The sequence below is a fragment of the Bradyrhizobium sp. CCBAU 21365 genome (assembly GCF_015291305.1).
Classification (GTDB): Bacteria; Pseudomonadota; Alphaproteobacteria; order Rhizobiales; family Xanthobacteraceae; genus Bradyrhizobium; species Bradyrhizobium elkanii.
Genome location: NZ_CP030036.1, coordinates 3,881,048 through 3,898,165, shown reverse-complemented (window position 1 = coordinate 3,898,165; position 17,118 = coordinate 3,881,048). Strand labels below are relative to the sequence as shown.

General features: G+C 60.8%; 15 protein-coding genes. 2 read left to right on the top strand and 13 right to left on the bottom strand.

The features are described 5' to 3' along the window. Positions 1-22: 22 nt before the first annotated feature. Positions 23-2,215, top strand: coding sequence for a hypothetical protein (locus XI02_RS17635; RefSeq protein WP_172648083.1), 2,193 nt, complete (start codon positions 23-25; stop codon positions 2,213-2,215). Between the two features lie 118 nt (positions 2,216-2,333). Here XI02_RS17635 and XI02_RS17630 read toward each other — a convergent pair whose 3' ends face one another. After that, positions 2,334-3,452: an acyltransferase gene (locus XI02_RS17630; RefSeq protein ID WP_172648084.1), complete on the bottom strand. Its 1,119-nt coding sequence runs from the start codon at positions 3,450-3,452 to the stop codon at positions 2,334-2,336. Positions 3,453-3,921: 469 nt separating this feature from the next. Between XI02_RS17630 and XI02_RS17625 the strand changes: the two genes are divergently transcribed. Further along, entirely contained in the window at positions 3,922-5,433 is a 1,512-nt protein-coding gene (locus tag XI02_RS17625; RefSeq protein WP_172648085.1) for a 4-amino-4-deoxy-L-arabinose transferase, read from the top strand. Positions 5,434-5,559: 126 nt separating this feature from the next. On the opposite strand, the gene XI02_RS17620 is transcribed toward XI02_RS17625, so the two are convergent. The 12 genes from XI02_RS17620 to cpaB all read right to left on the bottom strand — a co-directional run bounded on the left by XI02_RS17620 (position 5,560) and on the right by cpaB (position 17,117). Continuing rightward, positions 5,560-6,096: a hypothetical protein gene (locus tag XI02_RS17620; RefSeq protein ID WP_172648086.1), complete on the bottom strand. Its 537-nt coding sequence runs from the start codon at positions 6,094-6,096 to the stop codon at positions 5,560-5,562. 135 nt (positions 6,097-6,231) lie between these two features. Next, on the bottom strand, positions 6,232-6,780 hold the full coding sequence (locus XI02_RS17615; protein WP_244980691.1) for a tetratricopeptide repeat protein: 549 nt from the start codon (positions 6,778-6,780) through the stop codon (positions 6,232-6,234). A gap of 89 nt (positions 6,781-6,869) precedes the next feature. Next, positions 6,870-7,262 carry a hypothetical protein gene (locus tag XI02_RS17610; protein ID WP_172648087.1) on the bottom strand — a complete coding sequence of 131 codons (393 nt, stop codon included), beginning with the start codon at positions 7,260-7,262 and terminating at the stop codon, positions 6,870-6,872. A 12-nt stretch (positions 7,263-7,274) separates the two neighbouring features. Further along, positions 7,275-8,927 (bottom strand): type II and III secretion system protein family protein, encoded by a 1,653-nt coding sequence (locus XI02_RS17605; protein ID WP_172648088.1) that lies wholly within the window; start codon positions 8,925-8,927, stop codon positions 7,275-7,277. A 474-nt stretch (positions 8,928-9,401) separates the two neighbouring features. Next, a complete protein-coding gene (locus tag XI02_RS17600) occupies positions 9,402-9,830 on the bottom strand; it encodes a TadE/TadG family type IV pilus assembly protein (RefSeq protein ID WP_246783624.1) in 429 nt (142 codons plus the stop codon). Then, on the bottom strand, positions 9,821-11,170 hold the full coding sequence (locus XI02_RS17595) for a pilus assembly protein TadG-related protein (RefSeq protein WP_172648090.1): 1,350 nt from the start codon (positions 11,168-11,170) through the stop codon (positions 9,821-9,823). Before XI02_RS17595 ends, XI02_RS17600 begins: the two co-directional genes overlap by 10 nt. An 8-nt stretch (positions 11,171-11,178) precedes the next feature. Next, positions 11,179-11,631: a hypothetical protein gene (locus XI02_RS17590; RefSeq protein ID WP_172648091.1), complete on the bottom strand. Its 453-nt coding sequence runs from the start codon at positions 11,629-11,631 to the stop codon at positions 11,179-11,181. An 84-nt stretch (positions 11,632-11,715) separates the two neighbouring features. Further along, positions 11,716-12,603, bottom strand: coding sequence for a type II secretion system F family protein (locus XI02_RS17585; RefSeq protein WP_172648092.1), 888 nt, complete (start codon positions 12,601-12,603; stop codon positions 11,716-11,718). Next, positions 12,600-13,532: a type II secretion system F family protein gene (locus XI02_RS17580; RefSeq protein ID WP_172648093.1), complete on the bottom strand. Its 933-nt coding sequence runs from the start codon at positions 13,530-13,532 to the stop codon at positions 12,600-12,602. The genes XI02_RS17585 and XI02_RS17580 overlap by 4 nt, the downstream gene beginning before the upstream one ends. After that, positions 13,529-14,956: a CpaF family protein gene (locus XI02_RS17575; RefSeq protein WP_194483464.1), complete on the bottom strand. Its 1,428-nt coding sequence runs from the start codon at positions 14,954-14,956 to the stop codon at positions 13,529-13,531. The genes XI02_RS17580 and XI02_RS17575 overlap by 4 nt, the downstream gene beginning before the upstream one ends. Next, the gene (locus XI02_RS17570; RefSeq protein ID WP_172648095.1) at positions 14,953-16,149 is read right to left on the bottom strand and encodes an AAA family ATPase; all 1,197 of its coding nucleotides are present in this window, start codon (positions 16,147-16,149) and stop codon (positions 14,953-14,955) included. Before XI02_RS17570 ends, XI02_RS17575 begins: the two co-directional genes overlap by 4 nt. Continuing rightward, the gene (cpaB, locus tag XI02_RS17565; protein WP_172648096.1) at positions 16,149-17,117 is read right to left on the bottom strand and encodes a Flp pilus assembly protein CpaB; all 969 of its coding nucleotides are present in this window, start codon (positions 17,115-17,117) and stop codon (positions 16,149-16,151) included. Before cpaB ends, XI02_RS17570 begins: the two co-directional genes overlap by 1 nt. Position 17,118 lies beyond the last annotated feature (1 nt).

Here is a 17,118-nt window from a genome sequence, read left to right as displayed (position 1 = left end):
AGAGTTTTGCGGGGCAAAGTCCATGCTTGGAATGATTGCTGGCGACGGCCTAAATCAACGACAGGTCGGCTTTAACCTTTTCCTCGTCGGTTTCCTGATCTTGTTTCTCGAACTGGCCTGCATTCGCTGGTTCTCCGCGAAGGTCATTTTCCTTCAGTTCTTTACCAACGTTGTACTGCTCGCGGCCTTCCTCGGAATGTCTTGTGGTTGTCTTGCCGCGCGGCGGACTACCAACTGGCTTGCATTGTTCCCCGGGCTGGCCGTCATGACCTTCACTGCGGCACTCGTGACCATGGAATTGTATACAAATTGGGGGTTCGCGATCGACGTCGGCCGTCAGGCTTCGCCACAGGAAGTGTTCTTCGGTACCGAATATCGCAATCCAGATCTCGCCAAATTCGTCGTCCCGATCGAAGCGATCGCCGGGCTGTTCTTCGTCCTGATCGCACTGATGTTTGTCGGACTCGGTCAGATGCTCGGGCGCGCCTTCGATGCCTATTCCAATCGTGTCGCCGGCTATTCCTTAAACATCGGCGGCAGCCTCGCCGGCATCGTGGGGTTCTCGCTGTTGTCGTTCGCACAAGCACCGCCGGCGGCTTGGTTCGCGATCTGCTGCGCCGGCATCGCCTATCTCCTGCATCAGGACAAAGCCCTGTTGGTCCCGCGGATCGTGGCGTTGGTCGTGGCCGCGGGATTCAGCTTATTCTACACTGATCGTTCCGGTATCCACGAAACCCGCTGGTCGCCCTATTACGCCATCGACCTGAACAAGTCGAACGGCGAAATCTTCGTCAACACGATCGGTCATCAGATGATGATTCCGTTCAACGACAGCGGCTCGTCCTATTCGTTGATCCACCTGCTGCAAAAGCATAGCGGCGGCCCGCCATTCAAGGATGTCATGATCATCGGTGCCGGCTCCGGCAACGACGTGGCGCATGCGTTGCGGTTCGGCGTAGACCGCATTGATGCGGTTGAAATCGATCCTGTGATCCAAAACGTTGGTATCCACCAGCATCCCGACAAACCTTACCAAGACCCGAGGGTCTTCCCGCATCTCGATGACGGTCGGCATTTCCTGCGCGCGACAGAGCACAAATACGATCTCGTCGTGTATGCGCTCGTGGATTCGCTGATCCTGCACAGCGGCTACGCGAACATTCGACTCGAGAGCTACTTGTTCACCGAGCAGGCGTTCCAAGACGTCCGCCGCGTGCTAAAATCCGACGGCATTTTCGTGATGTACAATTACTACCGTAAGGGCTGGATCGTCCAACGCGTGGCGAGCATGGCCAAGAAGGTCTTCGGCTGCGATCCGCTTGTGTTGCCCCTGCTGTACTCAGATACACTGGCATCGTCCGAAGCCGTCGGATTTACGACGATCATCGCCGGCTGCAATCCGCGTATCTCCAACGCGTTCCGCGAGCGCGGCAAGTTTTGGCTAAGTTCAGTTCCGCCGGAAAACCTCTTGGTCAATGGCTTCGACAAATCGCCAGACAAGACGGCTCAGAGCGGCGACTGGCTGCCGTTGGCTCCGGCAAAACTAGTCGTCGACAGCGAAGGAGCGAAGCAATCGACCAGCGATGACTGGCCGTTCCTCTACGTCAGCGGAAAGCTTATCCCTGATCTAACCATTCGTTCGATCATCCTGCTCGGGGTGCTCGGGTTCGGGTTGATCTATTTCTTTAAGCCGAAAGGGGCTTGGCAACCCAACAATCGAATGTTCTTTCTTGGCGCGGCGTTCATGCTGCTCGAAACCAAGGCAGTGGTGCAGATGGCATTGCTGTTCGGCAGTACCTGGCTGGTCAACTCGGCGGTTTTCTTCACTGCACTGCTATTGATTCTCGCCGCCAATCTTTACGTGATCAAGGTACCATCCATACAGCTGCCGCGGCACTATGCCGGTTTGCTCACGCTACTGGCGGTCACGGTGCTGGTGCCTCTGGATGCGTTCCTGAGCGGTGGCATCGTCTGGCGTTACGCCATCCCTTGCGCGCTCTCGCTTGGTCCGATGTTCTTCGCGGGCGTGATCTTTGCCCGCTCGTTCCGTGACGAAGGCAATCCCGATCAGGCATTCGGATCGAATATCGCGGGATCTGTCATTGGCGGCCTGACCGAATCATTCTCGACCTTGCTCGGCTTCCGCTATTTGCTCATCGTAGCAATTTGCTTCTATCTGCTATCCGCCTGGATGCCGACGCGGGGCAAGTGTTAGAGCACGAAATCACGACTTCCATTTCGCAGTGAACGACCAGGCGACAAAGAAAGCGGGGTCGCAGGCCGCTACCCCGCTTCCGTCACCCTGCCGTCGTCGACAAGAAGCGTTGGCGACACTAGTGGGACGTGCTGTCCTTGTCGAGGTACGACTTCTGCCGTCCGAACTGCAATAGCGGCTTTTCGAGAGCAAACCACGATGCCGCCGCGACGGAGATCGAAACGACAAAAGCCGCGCAAGTCACAAGGAACTGCGGCGCGGTCGCGATATCGGCTGTCCCGCCAAACATGAGGCCGTGCATCACACCGTTGATGGGTTGGTGGATCAGGTAGAGGCAATATGAGATCGTGCCGAAGGCCACTAGCACTCTGGACCGCAGAAACATCGGCGAGCGCCGTCCCTGCACGATGAGCAGGATGCAGTACGCGAACAGAGCCGCCATGAACGGCCAGACAGCATAGAGGGCGCTGCGCGGTGCGAACACGGCGACGGCCACGACAACCGACGTGGACGCCAGCGGTATGATTAGCCGAACGATTTCCGGAAGCTTAATGCGCTGCCGGACGATGTAGGCGGAAAACACACCGATCAGGAGAACAGGGCTGCTGTAGAGCAGCGGCCCCGCGCCGCGCATATTGAAGCCGTCCCAGCCGAGAAGGACGCTGGCCAGATAGCAAGCCACGATGCCGCCGACGATCGACGGCAGCAGCAGCCGGGCCGGCAGCAGGAATACCAGCAATGGCGTGAGAAGGTAGAATTGCTCCTCTACCGCGAGCGTCCATGTCGGGCGCAGCCAGATCATCCCAAGCGAGCCACCGAAATTCTGGGTGAACGTGAAATAGGAGAGAGCCGGAAACGGCTCGTCAATCCATCCCGCCGGGCCGTAGAGATGGATGAAACCCAGCGTTGCGGAGATCGTCAGGAAATACACAGGCAGGATGCGCAGCGCCCGCCTCATGTAGAAAACCCTGAAGAAATTCGGGCTCGTCTTGTGCTCCAGGATGATAGAGCCAATCAGAAATCCGGAGAGCACGAAAAACATTGTTACGCCAGGCCATCCGAACGTGAAGGCGACAATGCCATGCTCCACCTCGCCAAAGTAGTGAGCAATGACGACTGCCAGAACCGCGATCCCCCGCATTCCATCCAGCTCCGGGATGCGCGCCCGGCCTGAAATTTGACGATCTGCTGGCTGCGCACTATCCGATTCGCGAAACGCGGCTTCCAACTTGTTCATGGGCCCCTGCCCGCCAAGAAATCGCGGAACGCTAACACTGCGACTTTGCAGCGAGCAACCAGAAAGCGACCTTCCGCGACCCGTTTCCTATTGCGCACGCTGGCGCCGATGCTAGGAACCGGTTCCACAACCTCCGGCGTCTCGAAAAGCGAGGGATCTAGGCGATTTGTCGGCGCAGCAAGGATGGAAGCAGCTCTATACACAGCGATGCATTTCCAACTGAAGATTGTGCTACGTCAGGCTCTCCTTGTTCGCTCCTTGATCCGCCGAACGCCTCACCAACTTTGACCGTGTAATCTACCCGATCGGCTACCACGCCGTTTTCGTGAGAGCCTGCCAGGACATCCATCGTGCCAAACATTTCCTGCGGCTTTCGACAATCTGCCACGCCTGTTCTCTTATGGAAACTTAAGGGGTTGGGCGCTATCCGTTCGGGGACACTCTGCTATACGACACGATCGGCGGGACAATGACCGGAACGAGCACCTATGCTGCGTCTGGCCCTGCGGGCGCGGTCGATCGTTCGACAGCACGTCCTTTGATCGCTTTGGTCACGCTAGCGCTGGCCCTACGCATTCCGGCCGCCTTTTGGCCCAACGTCATTTACCCTGATGAGATATTCCAATACCTGGAGCCAGCCTGGCGAATGCTCGGCCATGATAGTGTTGTCACATGGGAGTGGCGCGACGGCATTCGCGGCTGGTTCCTACCGACCCTGATGGCTGGACCGGTCGCCCTTGGCGACTGGATTGCCCCTGGCGGCGAAGCTGCCTTCGTGGTGCCGCGTCTTGTTGCCTCGTGCGCATCGTTGTCGATAGTCATCAGCGCTTGGTTCTTTGGTGCGCGGGTATCGCGAACCCATGCCGCCATCGCGGCCTTTGTTGCCGCGATCTGGTTCGAGTTCATTATGCTCGCGCCGCGCACATTGGGCGAGCCCATCGCGACCGCGTTGATCTTGCCTGCGGCGTTGTTGCTGACCGATCGCCCCTCGCGACGACGCATTGTAATCGGGGGCGCCCTGCTCGGCCTCGCCTTCGTTTGCCGCTTCCAATATGCACCGGCCATCGCAATTCTCGTCATCGGCGCATTCAGGTCGCATTGGCGCAATGTGATTCCGCTTGTTGTCGGTGGCGTGATCGCGCTACTCGTCGCTGCTGCAATCGATGCTGCCCATGGCGCTGTGCCGTTTGGTTGGCTCATCGCAAATATCAAACAGAACTTGATACTCGATCGTGCAGCGAGCTTCGGCCTGCATTCGCCGTTGGGTTACTTCATCAGATTTATCGACGTCTGGTCCTGGGCGATTGTGCTCTTCCTGGCGGCGATCTGGCGCGGCAGGCGGAATGCACGATTATTGCTGGACGTGGCATTGGTAAATCTTGTCTTTCACGTCCTCATTGGCCACAAGGAAGAACGCTTCATCTTCTTGTCGACGGTGCTGCTGGTCATCCTGGCCGCGCTCGGCTCGGCCGATTGGCTACAGGCGCTGCGGGCGCGACATGTGTGGCGAGCCTGGGCGTTCCCAGTCGTTGCCTGTGGGTGGCTTCTGCTCTCACTGGGACTCGCCGGCGCCAGCTCGGACACGCGGGAATATTGGACGCGCGGTGTCGGTGCGGCGCGCCTGGCAGCGGAGCTACACGGTGATGCGCAGCGCTGCGGTCTCGCGCTCTACAGGATTCGCTTCCAGGCATTCCCGGGACTGCAGCGACTGGCCGGTTGGGCACCGCTTTACTTGTTTCACCCTAAGGACCCAGTGGCGGAAGGACGGCTGTCGGCCGTGTTGCAGGCGGCGAGCCCGGCGTTCAACCGCGTCATCGCGCGCGAGGAGGCGGCCGGGGATCTTCCTCCGGATTATACAAAGCGCAGTTGCGCGCCCGTCGGCGATACCGACGCCTGCATCTATATACGGAGCGGCAGCTGCGACGCATCTGCGGCTTCTCGTTTTGTCATCAACGACGTGCTCTCGCGCGTTGACAACTAGCGGCACCGTCAGCACCCCAATACGAACGATTGAGGCAACATGCCTGCCAGGGACCAACGCTGTTTAGTCTGGTCATGACCGTTGCCGGCACGCCCGGGCTTCATCGACCGAAAATTCAGGCGCTGATCAGGCCTCGGTCGACGCAATCGTCCAGCGGGGTCGCAGCCACCTGGCCAACGCGCCAATTTCCTGTCCCACGGCCTGGAAATAAAGCAGGTGCGTGATTGCAAAGGACAGCAGGCAAGCCCCCAGAATGGTCGCCATTAAATACAATCCGGCACCGGTCGGGATCGCGAACGGCCCGAGCGATGCTTGCGCCGTGGTGGGCGAGCCGGCATGCCAGGCGTAGAGCAGAAAGCCCGCATAGCCTGCGCTCATGTGGGTCGCGACGGTGAACACCGGCCTCGCCTTGGTGACGAGCCCGACGCAGGCCAGCACGAGCAGCGGAAGCGCAATTCCGAACAGCTGAAAGCCGTCGATCGCCACGTAGTCGCCGAGCAAGGCGTGGCTGCGCTGGAAGATGCCGAAAATGCGGAGATTGACGAACCAGAGCAGCTCGGAGGTCGGCGAATATTGCAGGGCCAGCGCCGCGAGCTCGGCACTAAGCGTCGCCAAGAACAGCACGCACGGACCCAGGAATTGCAGCTTAAAAAGACGGTTCATGAAACGAGCCATACGTAAAAAAAGCGTCTGGCTTGTCTTAGTTCCAAAGCATTTAACTTGTCTTAACACCCCATCGCCCGAAAACGGGCAAACACAGAAACGTCATTAAGATCAAGCTACTGCGGCGAAGCCGGCTTACGGCTGGTTGTTCGGCGGCCGCTCGATGAACTTCCGGCTGCCGTTGAGCAGCTCGAGGTTGTTGGCGATCACCGGGTTGCCCGGATCGAGCGAATAGGCCTCCTCGAACTTGCGCCGCGCCCCGCCCAGATTGCCGCGCAGCATGTAGGAATAGCCCTGATCGTTCAGGACCTGCACGGTCTTGCCGCCGAGGCGGATCGCTTGCGCATAGGCCTGATCGGCCAGGTCGAAGCGGCGGATCCGGTCATAGCTCGCCGCGAGACCGACCCAGGCGGTCACATCCTTCGGCGATTTCTCGACGGCGTCCTTGAAATAGCGTTGGGCTATGCCGTAGTTGCCGCGGTTGAAATGCTCCAGTCCCAGCCGCACCGGCTCGTCGGACGGATAATATTTGACGTCGGTCGGCTCCTGCACGGGGTCGCCGCCCGGCGGATCCACGGGGGCGACGATGGCGGCTTCCCGGGTCGTGTAGTCGCACGCCGCGAGGCCGGTCGCCAGCCAGCAACAGGCGAGCGCCGGAATGAGACGTCGAAATCCTCGTCCCATGGTCAAGTCCCAGCGACTTACCTGCGTCATTCGAAAAACCATCGTGAAACTACCTGCGAAAAACAGACCGTGCGACCGAGCACGTTTATTTATTTTCCTACGCCGACCGCCACCGATCCTCCGGTGCCCGCTCCCAATCCGGTTGTGTTGACGTTCTGAATTGTGGTGACGGGCGGCGGCTGGCCCATCGCCTTGGTAGGATCGCCCACATCAGGGAGCTGATCGAGCGGGCGTTGCTGGTTGCCATAGCGCTGCACGGCACCGCTCGTCCGCCGCGCGTCGTACGCGATCCGGCGATCGCCGACATAGGCCGGCCATGGATGGATCGTGTGGGTGGCGATGTTGACTTCCTTGGCATTGCCGGCACTCATCGTGATGGTGTCAGAACGCTGCACGTAGCGGTCCATCTCGTCATGCCCGTAGACGCCGTAACAGCCGCCGAGCAGCACGGGGGCGAGCAGAGCCAGATATCTGATGGTCATCACTCGCCTCCTCTAGTTCAGCGTTTTCACGACCGGCTGGTCCGCCGCGGCAGCCGGTGGCGGAGCGGGCACGACCGCATTGGGCGCGATGATGTGGCCATAAGGTCCCTTCACGTCGCCGCCGGAATTGACGTAGTCGTCGTAGCGCTTGCGCACTTCCATCTGGCCGTTGAGGAAGAAATCGACGTCATTGGCCGGCAGGCGTGAATCGAGCGGCGACGCCAGTTGCTGGCCGGGCGCCGCCGGCGCCACCAAGCGCGGCGTCACGATGATAACGAGGTCGGTTTCCTGCTGCTGGTAGGACTTGCTGCTGAATAGTGTGCCGAGCACCGGCACCGAGCCGATCCAGGGCAACTGCGATACGTCCTGGACATTCCGGGTCTGCAACAGGCCGGCAACCGCAAAGCTCTGGCCGTCACGCAGCTCGACGGTGGTTCTCGCGCTCCTACTAGTCAGCGCTGGGACTTGAGTCCCGGCGATCGTCACAGCATTCGAGAAGTCGAGTTCGCTTACTGAAGGTTCAATCCTCAAATTGATAGTGCCTCGCGAAAGGACCGTGGGAACGAAGGATAATTCCACGCCGAACGGCTGGTATTGGGTCGTAACCTGGGCGAAACCATTTACGCTTCCCGGCTGCACTGTGGGAACTGGAATCTGGCCACCGGCCAGGAAGCGCGCGGCGTCGCCCGACAGCGTGACTAGGTTCGGCTCCGCCAGCGAGCGAACCAATCCCTTCGTTTCCAATGCCGAGAGCAACAGGTCTACTGAGCTACCGTTGCTGGTTCGGATGATGCTGGTCAACAAACTTCCGAACGGAACGGGCGCTACGCCGCCGGCGGCACCAAGGAGCGTTCCCGCTGTTCCAAGTACCGGAAGGCTCCCCGTCGGAGGAGATCCAACCTGCCCCCCGCCATTACCGAGGGCACTATTGTTGATTCCACCGATCGGCCTTCGGCCTACCGCCGTGACCCCGCCTACCCCCGTATTTCCAACATTAGTCCCATTGGCATTCGCTGCATAAAGGTTCACGCCCAACTGGCGTCCAGCGTCGCGATTGACCTCGAGGAAGCGCACCTCGAGCATCACCTGCTGCGGCGCCGCAACGCTCATGGCATTGACGACGATACCGCCCTCGGGAACGCTGCCCTTGGCGATCGTCAGCGCTCGCTCCGCGGCGACGGCATCGGCGGCCACCCCGCTCAGTACCACCTGGCCTTCGGAGGCGGACACGCGAATGCTGCGGGTGCCGGTGCCGGCATGGATGTTCTGCTGCAGATTGCCGATATCGAATGTCACCTCGACGTCGAGGATGCCGATCTGTTTCATCGAGGTGTCGAACAGGATGACGTTGGTGGTGCCGGTCTTCTTGCCCTGGATGTAGAGCAGGTGGTCGCTCAGCGACTTGACGTCGGCGATGTCGGGCGAGCCGGTCACGATGGTCGCAAAAGCCGTGTCGACCCTGAAGGTCCGCGACTTGTTGACCGTCACCCTGACGCGCTGGACGTCGTTCATCTCGCTGACAAAGACGCCGCTGGAAGAGCCCCGGCGCTCCGCCGCCCGCGCGCGATCAGCGGACGGGAAAAAGGCAAGCGCACTGCCAAGAGCCACCAGGCTCAAGGCGAAGAGACCACGTTGCGCGCTACCCCAAACGCGACCGCCACTCATTTCGAATCCCCTCCGCCGCCGCTATCGCGGCTATCCGTAAAATTACGGCTCCCCCGGCGTCCCCATCACTCTCCTTCGCACACTTACGCCGTGGAGCTTACAATGTGTCCGATTACAAATAGTTACCTACAAATTCCCATTTCTGGCGCGCTGGGCAAGGAGTGAACCCTACTGCCTGGGCCCCGCCCGGGCACCCGCCAGCCGCAAACGCGACCCGGAGATAATCCCCCGTCGCAAGCATCGTTTGCAAGGAAAGACCGTCGCAAGGTTGCGGCAACGCAAGAGAAAACTCCGCGATGTTGCCAGTGCGCACCACTCTGGGTACCTGCCGGCCTGCCGCACGGCGGGATTGCCGACGTTGTCGGCCTGGAAGCGGACAAATCGGATCGGTCTGTGCAGGTAACTGGCTCGGTCCGGGCTTCCGTGATTCTCGCTTCACGTGCTCCCGCAGAAGCCCAACAGACGCGAACTCTTTCAGTTCGGCAGTGGAATCTGGGTGGAGGCGCTCGGGTTGTTGAACGATGAGCCCCATATCGTTGGAAACATCATGGTGAACCCTTGCAGCGATGCCGTAACTGTAACCGCAGAGGTTCCTGTTACCGTATTCACTGTAGGCGTGAGACTGTTGGCATAGAGGAATGGGGCAAGCGCTCGCTTCGTCGCGTCGGGCAGGTAGTCACCGCTACAGGTGACGCTGGTTGCTGTCTTGAGCGCGGCGCTTGCGTAGCAGTCGTCGAGCATGGCTGCCCGCGCACCAGCGCCCGCGAGCGACCGCAACGACTGCATCGCGATTGCGTAACGTCCGAGATCAAAGATGGCAAAGATCAACGCAAAAATCGCCATGGCGACGATGCAAAACTCAAACGCCGCGGCGCCGCGTTGGTCGAGTATCTTCATTGCCATTGCTGCATCAAACGCACGGTTTGAACGGTAGGCGTGGCCGCCCCATCTGACTTACATTTGCTGTTGTCCAGTTTCGTATCGCCCTGAAACTTCACAGCGTACGCGATGACCTGGTAGCAACCCGGACTGGGGGCAGTCGACAGACTGTTGCCTCCGTAAGTGACGGGACTGTTTGGTATATAGACCGTGCCATTGAAATAGCTGCTTGAACTGCCGCTGAGGCTAACTCCTCCAGTCGCCTCACCATCATAGATGAGCAGGTCTATCATCTTGCTGCTGACGGACGAAAGCGCCAATGGTCCCGCAGGATTCTTCACTGCCGTGATCTGGATCAATGGGCCGCCACTGACCGTCAGCGTTGCGCTCATGAGAAATATCAAGGTGGTCCCGAGCGCTCCAGATGTGACAGTCGTCGAAGAGCTCCTTATCCTGATGTTTCCACTGCAGAAGTAGTAGGTGCCGTTTAATGTGCCGCTTAGGTCGAAGTTGCCCGTCGGGACATTGCAGCAAGAACCGGCTTCATACGACTGCAACGATGCGCACTGCCCCGCTGTCCCGCCCGGGAAATCCGACAGCTTCAACTTGGCCATCGCTGCACCAACTGCACTGAGCGGATCCGGGATTGGCTGCTGATAGGTTAGCACGCCCGTGCACTGGCTGCCGCCCGTCTGGGAACAACCGCCGACCGTGTAGCTCGGCGCGCTCACCTGGATGCCGTTATTGCCGACGAAGCCGATCGCGTTTGACGCGGAACTGTCCGACGAGATACCGCACGTCGACGACGAAACGGTAGGGCTACCCTGAAAGGTAACGGAGTCCTTCAAGGCCAGAACACATGGCGGTTTTGCCAAATTATCAATCCTGGCGACTGCCGTAGCGTTCAAGTTGATCGTCGACAAGCCGAGCGCCTTAGCGATGTATGCCGGCTGCTGCTGGCCAACGGTGGCCTGGACGTATGTCCCCGGGGTCCCGTTCCAGGACGTCAGCGAAGCGACCTGCACGCTCTGAGAGACTCCGCTCCCAAGGCTCGACGAACATTTGGAGCCGGAATAGGACGTATCGCCCGAATTGCAGAACGCATTCTGGGCTGCAGCCTGCCTGCCGCGGTAATCGTAGGCCTGCGTATTGTTGCACGATACGCCGGGCTGCGGAGCGGTGTCGCAAGCCAACCGCAAGGCGCCCGAATAGGCGGCCGCATCGGCTGCACTCTGGGCGCGCTGCTTGGTGACATACCACGATCCCGCCTCGCCCCCGAGTGCCACAAATCCGATCGCAGGCACCAGGGCAATGACGGTTGCGAATGCGACTGAACCTCGACGGGAACGAAGGATGTTGCGCATGGCAGGTCCTATTGAAATCGCTCTGAGTAAGACAGGGTGAACGAACAGGGATTGGTATTGGTGCTGTTGCACAACCACGTCCTCGTCACGATCGGCGTCAACGTGACCGTCGTTGAGTACACGTAGTATTTCGGCTGGTCGGCACCGGAGTTAGCCGACGTGCAGACAGCATTGCTGTCGCCGCAAATGAGTTGGATGCTGGGAATCGGGTAACGGGAGTCGGCCTTGGCCGTCGCGGTCGACGACCAGGCGGACGCGTTCGTGACGTCCGGTGGCGGAGCATACAGGATCGATTGCCCGAAGTTGCGCAATGCCTGCCGCGCGGAGATAAACTGAAACCCGGCGACCGCAATGTCGGCAAGCGGCAGAAGGATGATCAACATCAGAAACAGCCAGATGGCCGGCACCTCCAATGCGGCGGCGCCCCGTTGATCCGCCAGGAAGGAAACCCAGCGGCTCATGACAGACCTCGATCGGGTCCGAACGCTTCTCATGGCCAAAATCTCAATGGTGACCACGCTCCTGGCTCCGGTCCACGTTTGCGTTCATTTGAACGCCTTGATGAGATTCAGCATCGGTCCGCCGCCGAGGATGACGAACATCGCCGGCAGCAGAAACAGCACCATCGGAACGGTCAGCTTGGCGCCCAGCTTGTGGGCCTTTTCTTCCAGCTTGGTGATGCGTTCGCGGCGGAGGTCGGCGGCGATGCTGCGCAGCGCCTGGCTCAACGGTGTGCCGTATTGCAGGCTCTGGCTGATCATGGTGCCGAAGCGGCGAAGCCCCTCCGACCTCGCGCCCATTTTCTCGAATGCGTCGAAGCGATTTGGCAGGACGCGGAGATCGTCGAGAAGGTCGGTGAGGACGCGGGCCATCGGCGGATTGGTCTGGACGATTTCGGCCGCCACGCGTTGCAGGGCGCTCTCCAGGCCCATGCCCGCCTCGCTGCACACGACCAGCAGATCGATGGCATCCGGCATGCCCAGCCGAATCGCCGCATCGAAACGCCGCTTCAGCACCAGCATGATCAATCGCGGTCCCATGATCCCGAGCACCAGGCCGACCAGCGTAAAGACCAACACGTTCGCGTCCAGAACCTGCGCCACCAGGAAGGCAACGATCGGACACGCAAACATGCTGAAGATCTTGACACCGATCCAGATCGGCAAGACCCGATGATGATTGAATCCCGCCGCTTGCAGGATCGTTCGCAACTCCTCGATGTTTTCCTCGGCGTAGAAGCGCCGGTAACGCGCGCCTAGCGATGAGAACCAGCCGACCACGTCCCTGGAGCGGACCGATTGGTCAGAGATACCCAGCACCGCGTTCGACACCCGCGTGTCCAACGCACGAAGGTGCATTTCGCGGATGAGCATCAGGAGAGTCGCGGTCGCAGCAGCGATGGCGAGAGCAACCAGGCCGAGAGTTGCGGTCATAGCGCGGTATTCCTTCTGATCATCCAGCGGATCACGAAGTGCCCGAGGATTACCGAGGTCACCGCGTAGCCCAGCATCGTGTTTCCGGTGGGATCATAGAAAAGCACGTTGATCATTTCCGGGTTGAGCCCGTAGATCACCCCGGCGATGATGAACGGCGCGGCGACCAGTGCGCGTGAGGAAAAGATCACCTCCGCCGCCAGAGCCTTGGCGCGCGCGGCCATCGCAACACGCTGCCGCACGGTCTCCGCCAGCGTCTGCAGGGTTTCGGCCAGACTGCCGCCCGACTTCAACTGCACGGCAAGCGTCACTGCAAAGATGCCATACTCCGTGACGTCCGTGCGGCGGTAGATGCCTTCCACCACCTCCTCCGGGGGCCTGCCCAGATTCAATTCGCTGCATGCAATCGCGAACTGTCCGGCAGTCGGCTGCGGCATCTCTCGCGCAATGGTTCGGAATGCTTCGTGGACCGGCAGCCCCGATCGCACGGTGCTCGTGACCAGCTGGACCGCGTCGGGCAATTGCCGGAACAGCCCGTCGGTAAAGCGACGTTGCTGCCATTTGAACAGACCTCGCACGACCATGATGGTGACAAATGCCGCCGCGATCGACACTTTGCCGGAGGAGAATCCCAACAGGCTGGCGGCATAGAAGGTCAACGTCCCCGCGAAGATGCCGGCCATCACCACATAGGCCGGGTGCAGGAAATAGGGGACACCGGGCCTGTAACCGGCCAGGCGGTACAAGAACTCCGAGCGCGATCCGGTTTCCGCACGACGAATGGATGGCAGGTCGGCCGACCGCGACGCCGGCAAGGCTACCGCCACCTGACGATCGATGCGACGCTGCCGGGCGTCGAGCCACAACGTTGTACACGCTGCGCACATCAGCAGCCCAAGGACGGCGACGATGACGGACACCGGAATCATATCTGCGCCATAGCCTCGGCCCAGGCCCGCTCGAGTCCGTAATAGGCAAGACGGCTCTTGAACTTCGGGACCGCGTTGGTGGACTTGTAAACGCCTTGTATCCTGCCGTGAACGTCTTCTTCCTTGTACTCGAACACGGCAATGTCGTTGGTGGTGATCACCTCGCCTTCCAGGCCGACCACCTCGCTGATCTGGACGATCCGGCGCGCGCCATCCCGCATGCGTTCGACCTGGACGATGAGGTCCAATGCCGCGACGATCTGGGTTCTGATCGCCCGCGGCGGCAGATTGGCCTGTCCCATCTGAACCATGTTTTCGACGCGGGTCAGGGCGTCGCGGGTGCTGTTGGCATGCACCGTGGAAATCGAGCCGTCATGACCCGTGTTCATGGCCTGCAGCATGTCGAACGCTTCGATGCTGCGCACCTCGCCGACCACGATCCGGTCTGGGCGCATGCGCAGCGCATTCCACAACAGATCGCGCTGGGTCACCTGCCCGGTGCCTTCGAGGCTCGGCGGCCGCGTCTCCAGGCTGATCACGTGCGGCTGCTGCAGCTGCAACTCCGCCGCGTCCTCGATGGTGACGATGCGCTCGCCGTGGTCGATGAACTGGCTCATGGCGTTGAGCAGCGTCGTCTTGCCGGAGCCGGTGCCGCCGGAGACCAGCACATTGAGCCGGCAACGGGACGCCAGCTCGAGCACCTGGCCGATGCCCGTGCTCATCGAACCGTTCTCGATCAATCCCGCGATGTTGAGCCGGCGGGCCGGGAATTTTCGGATCGAGATGCAGGGACTATGAATTGCCAGCGGCGGCAGGATGATGTTGACGCGGCTGCCGTCCGGCAGGCGGCAGTCCACCATCGGGCTGGATTCGTCGACGCGGCGGCCGACCTGCGCGGCGATCTTCTGCGCCACCGATGCGATGTGGTCATTGTCGCGAAAGCGGACCGCGACCCGCTCCAGCTTGCCGGCTCGCTCGACATAGATGTTGCTCGGTCCGTTGACCATCACGTCGTTGATCGTTTCATCGAGCAGCAGCGGACGCAGCGGCCCGTAGCCGGTCATGTCGTCCGCGATCTCGTCCGCCAGCAGAAGCTGCTCGCGGCCCGACAGTTCAAGCCGTTCCTGGTTGGCGATGCCGTGGATGATTTCCTCGATCTGCCGCCGCAGAATTTCGCGCGGAACAGTCGCCGCCGCCGAGGGCTCGATCTGCTCGATGACCCGCTCGCGCAACGATGCCGACATCACCGGATGATGATGGACGGGCTCTTCGCGCTTCGGCGGCTGGCTTGGCGCCGATGCAGGCGAGCTTGGCGCCGGCGCGCTCATCGTCGGAGCCGTCAAGCTTGGCGATTCAGGCAGATGGGCCGTCAGTGAAGGCAACCGGGCCGCCAAATCGTCTGCGCGCCTTCCAAACTTTTTCATAGCCGAAGCAGCCTCCGTAATCGTCCCTTCCGCTTGTCGCCCCCGACGCCCGCGATCTCCCGCACGATCGGGGCGAGGTGACGTCGCAATCCCTTGACGTGCTTGAGGGCCGGAATTCCGAGGTTGACGGCCTGGGTCATCCCCTTGCCGAGATCGGGGATCACCATGTCCGGCTCCGCGCCCAGGGCCTTGACGATCGTCGCCCTGGGAAGGCCACCGGGCCGGTTGGCGCGATTGAGCAAGGTGAAGACCCGATCCTTGCCGGCGATGTTGGTGACGGCGTTGCGCAGCGCGTGGGCGTTGCGCAGTCCGGTGACTTCGGCCTCCAGCAGCACAAGAACGTGACGCGACAGCTTGATGACCGGATACATCGACGGCCCAAACGGGACCGGTACGTCGACGACAATGTAGTTGAAACGCTGACGAAGCAGACCGAGCACGTGCCGGACGCCGGCCTCGGTGATGTCGAGCTGTGCATCCAGCTCTTCATCGGCAGAAATCAGGCATACCCGCTCGTTGACATCGATGGCCGCGCGCTCGAGGAATAACGTGTCCGCCCGCAACGGGTTTTCCAGGGCAATCCGGAGTCCCGGCCCGGGCTGAACGCCCAACATAACTGCCGTTTCACCATTCTGCAGATGGAGGTCAAGCAGCGCCACCTTGGCCTTGGTGGCCTCGGCGAGTTGCAGCGCGAGGTTAATGGCGATGCTGGTTGCTCCGGCTCCTCCCTGCGCCCCGCAGATCGAGATCACATGCCCACCACGATCGGCCTGAGCAGTCGGCACGTCGCCGAGCAGCTTCGGACGCAGCAAATCCATTACGGTGTCCCGCGTGAGCGGCTTCGGAAGATACTCGGTGATACCGATTTCCATCAGCTCCCGGTAGAACGTGATCTCCCTGCTCTCACCGACCAGAGACACCCTGACATCGGGTGGGCAGACGCTTGCCAACCTTTCCAACTCGGCAAATGGATCATCGATACCACTGATGTCGACCACCAGCGCAAACAGCTCAGTGTCGGATTCGAGCATCCGTATGGCATTGCGGATCGTACCGCGCCTGATCGCCAGGTTGCTGCCTTCGAGGCCTTTTCGCAGAGCCGCGGCACTGATCTCGTCGTCGACGAAGCAAACGACTCTGTCGCGCGCGACAACCGAGACAGCTTCAGGCGGGCTTACCATTGCCAAGTTCATCACCTCTTCTCCTGCAACTTGCCGGTGTAACCCGCTGCCGCCGCTGTAGTCTGGCGGGCAACCTCTGGCGACCCATCGCAGCTAACGCCAGTGACGTTGTCTGGGTCTTCCTTCCTGACCGAGAACTCCTTGCGCTCGCCGCCGGAATGAACAACCACCGCCGTCGTCTGGCCAGCAATTGCATTCTGGCGGGCGAGTTCAGGTGATACATCGCAGCTCGACATGGCGCCGTCGTCTACCTTGTCCCATTGATCGACAGCCGCGCGCACGGACAGTGAGAGCGTCCCGAGTTGTTTTGCGACCGTGATCTTCTTGACCTGGTCAGGCCCAAGCTCCAGTGAAACGGTTTGCGCCTGTTTGCCTGTCACGCCGCTGATGCCGCGCCCGCCCTGCACGATCTCCTGATCGATAGCGATGACCCGAACATTCCGCAGAACGGTTTCGCTCAGTGCACGGCGCGCCGGATTTGCCTTCTCGAACACCTGGGTCAACAAAACATCCACGTAGTCGCCTGGCCTGATCAGGCCAGAGACGCCGGACTCTTCGTCAACCTTGATGCTGATGGCACGGCTGTCCGGTGCCAAGACACTGGCAAGAAAACCGCGATCCTTCGGACGCAGGATGTCTTGCAACGTCACGGGACTGCCGGCGTCGACGAATTTGCGAACCAGAGCACCGGGAAGTCCAGCTTTGGAGGCGGGCGTCTCAAGGATCGCTCCCGCTGGAACACTTTCCGGTGCAGACGTGCGCACAGCGAAGTCTTCGTCGCGGGCCAATGTCCCCCTTGGCAGCGGCCGCGCCGCAACAAAATAGCCCACAGTCGCGGGCGCAGCTGCTGGAGCCGGAGCGCCGTCCGCAACCGCCACGGGGGCTTGTTTCGGCTGGTTCAAATTGAGAGCAATCAGCCCGAACGCGGTGGTTGCCAGCAACAGCACCACGATGATCGAAATACGCAAAGCGGATGACATC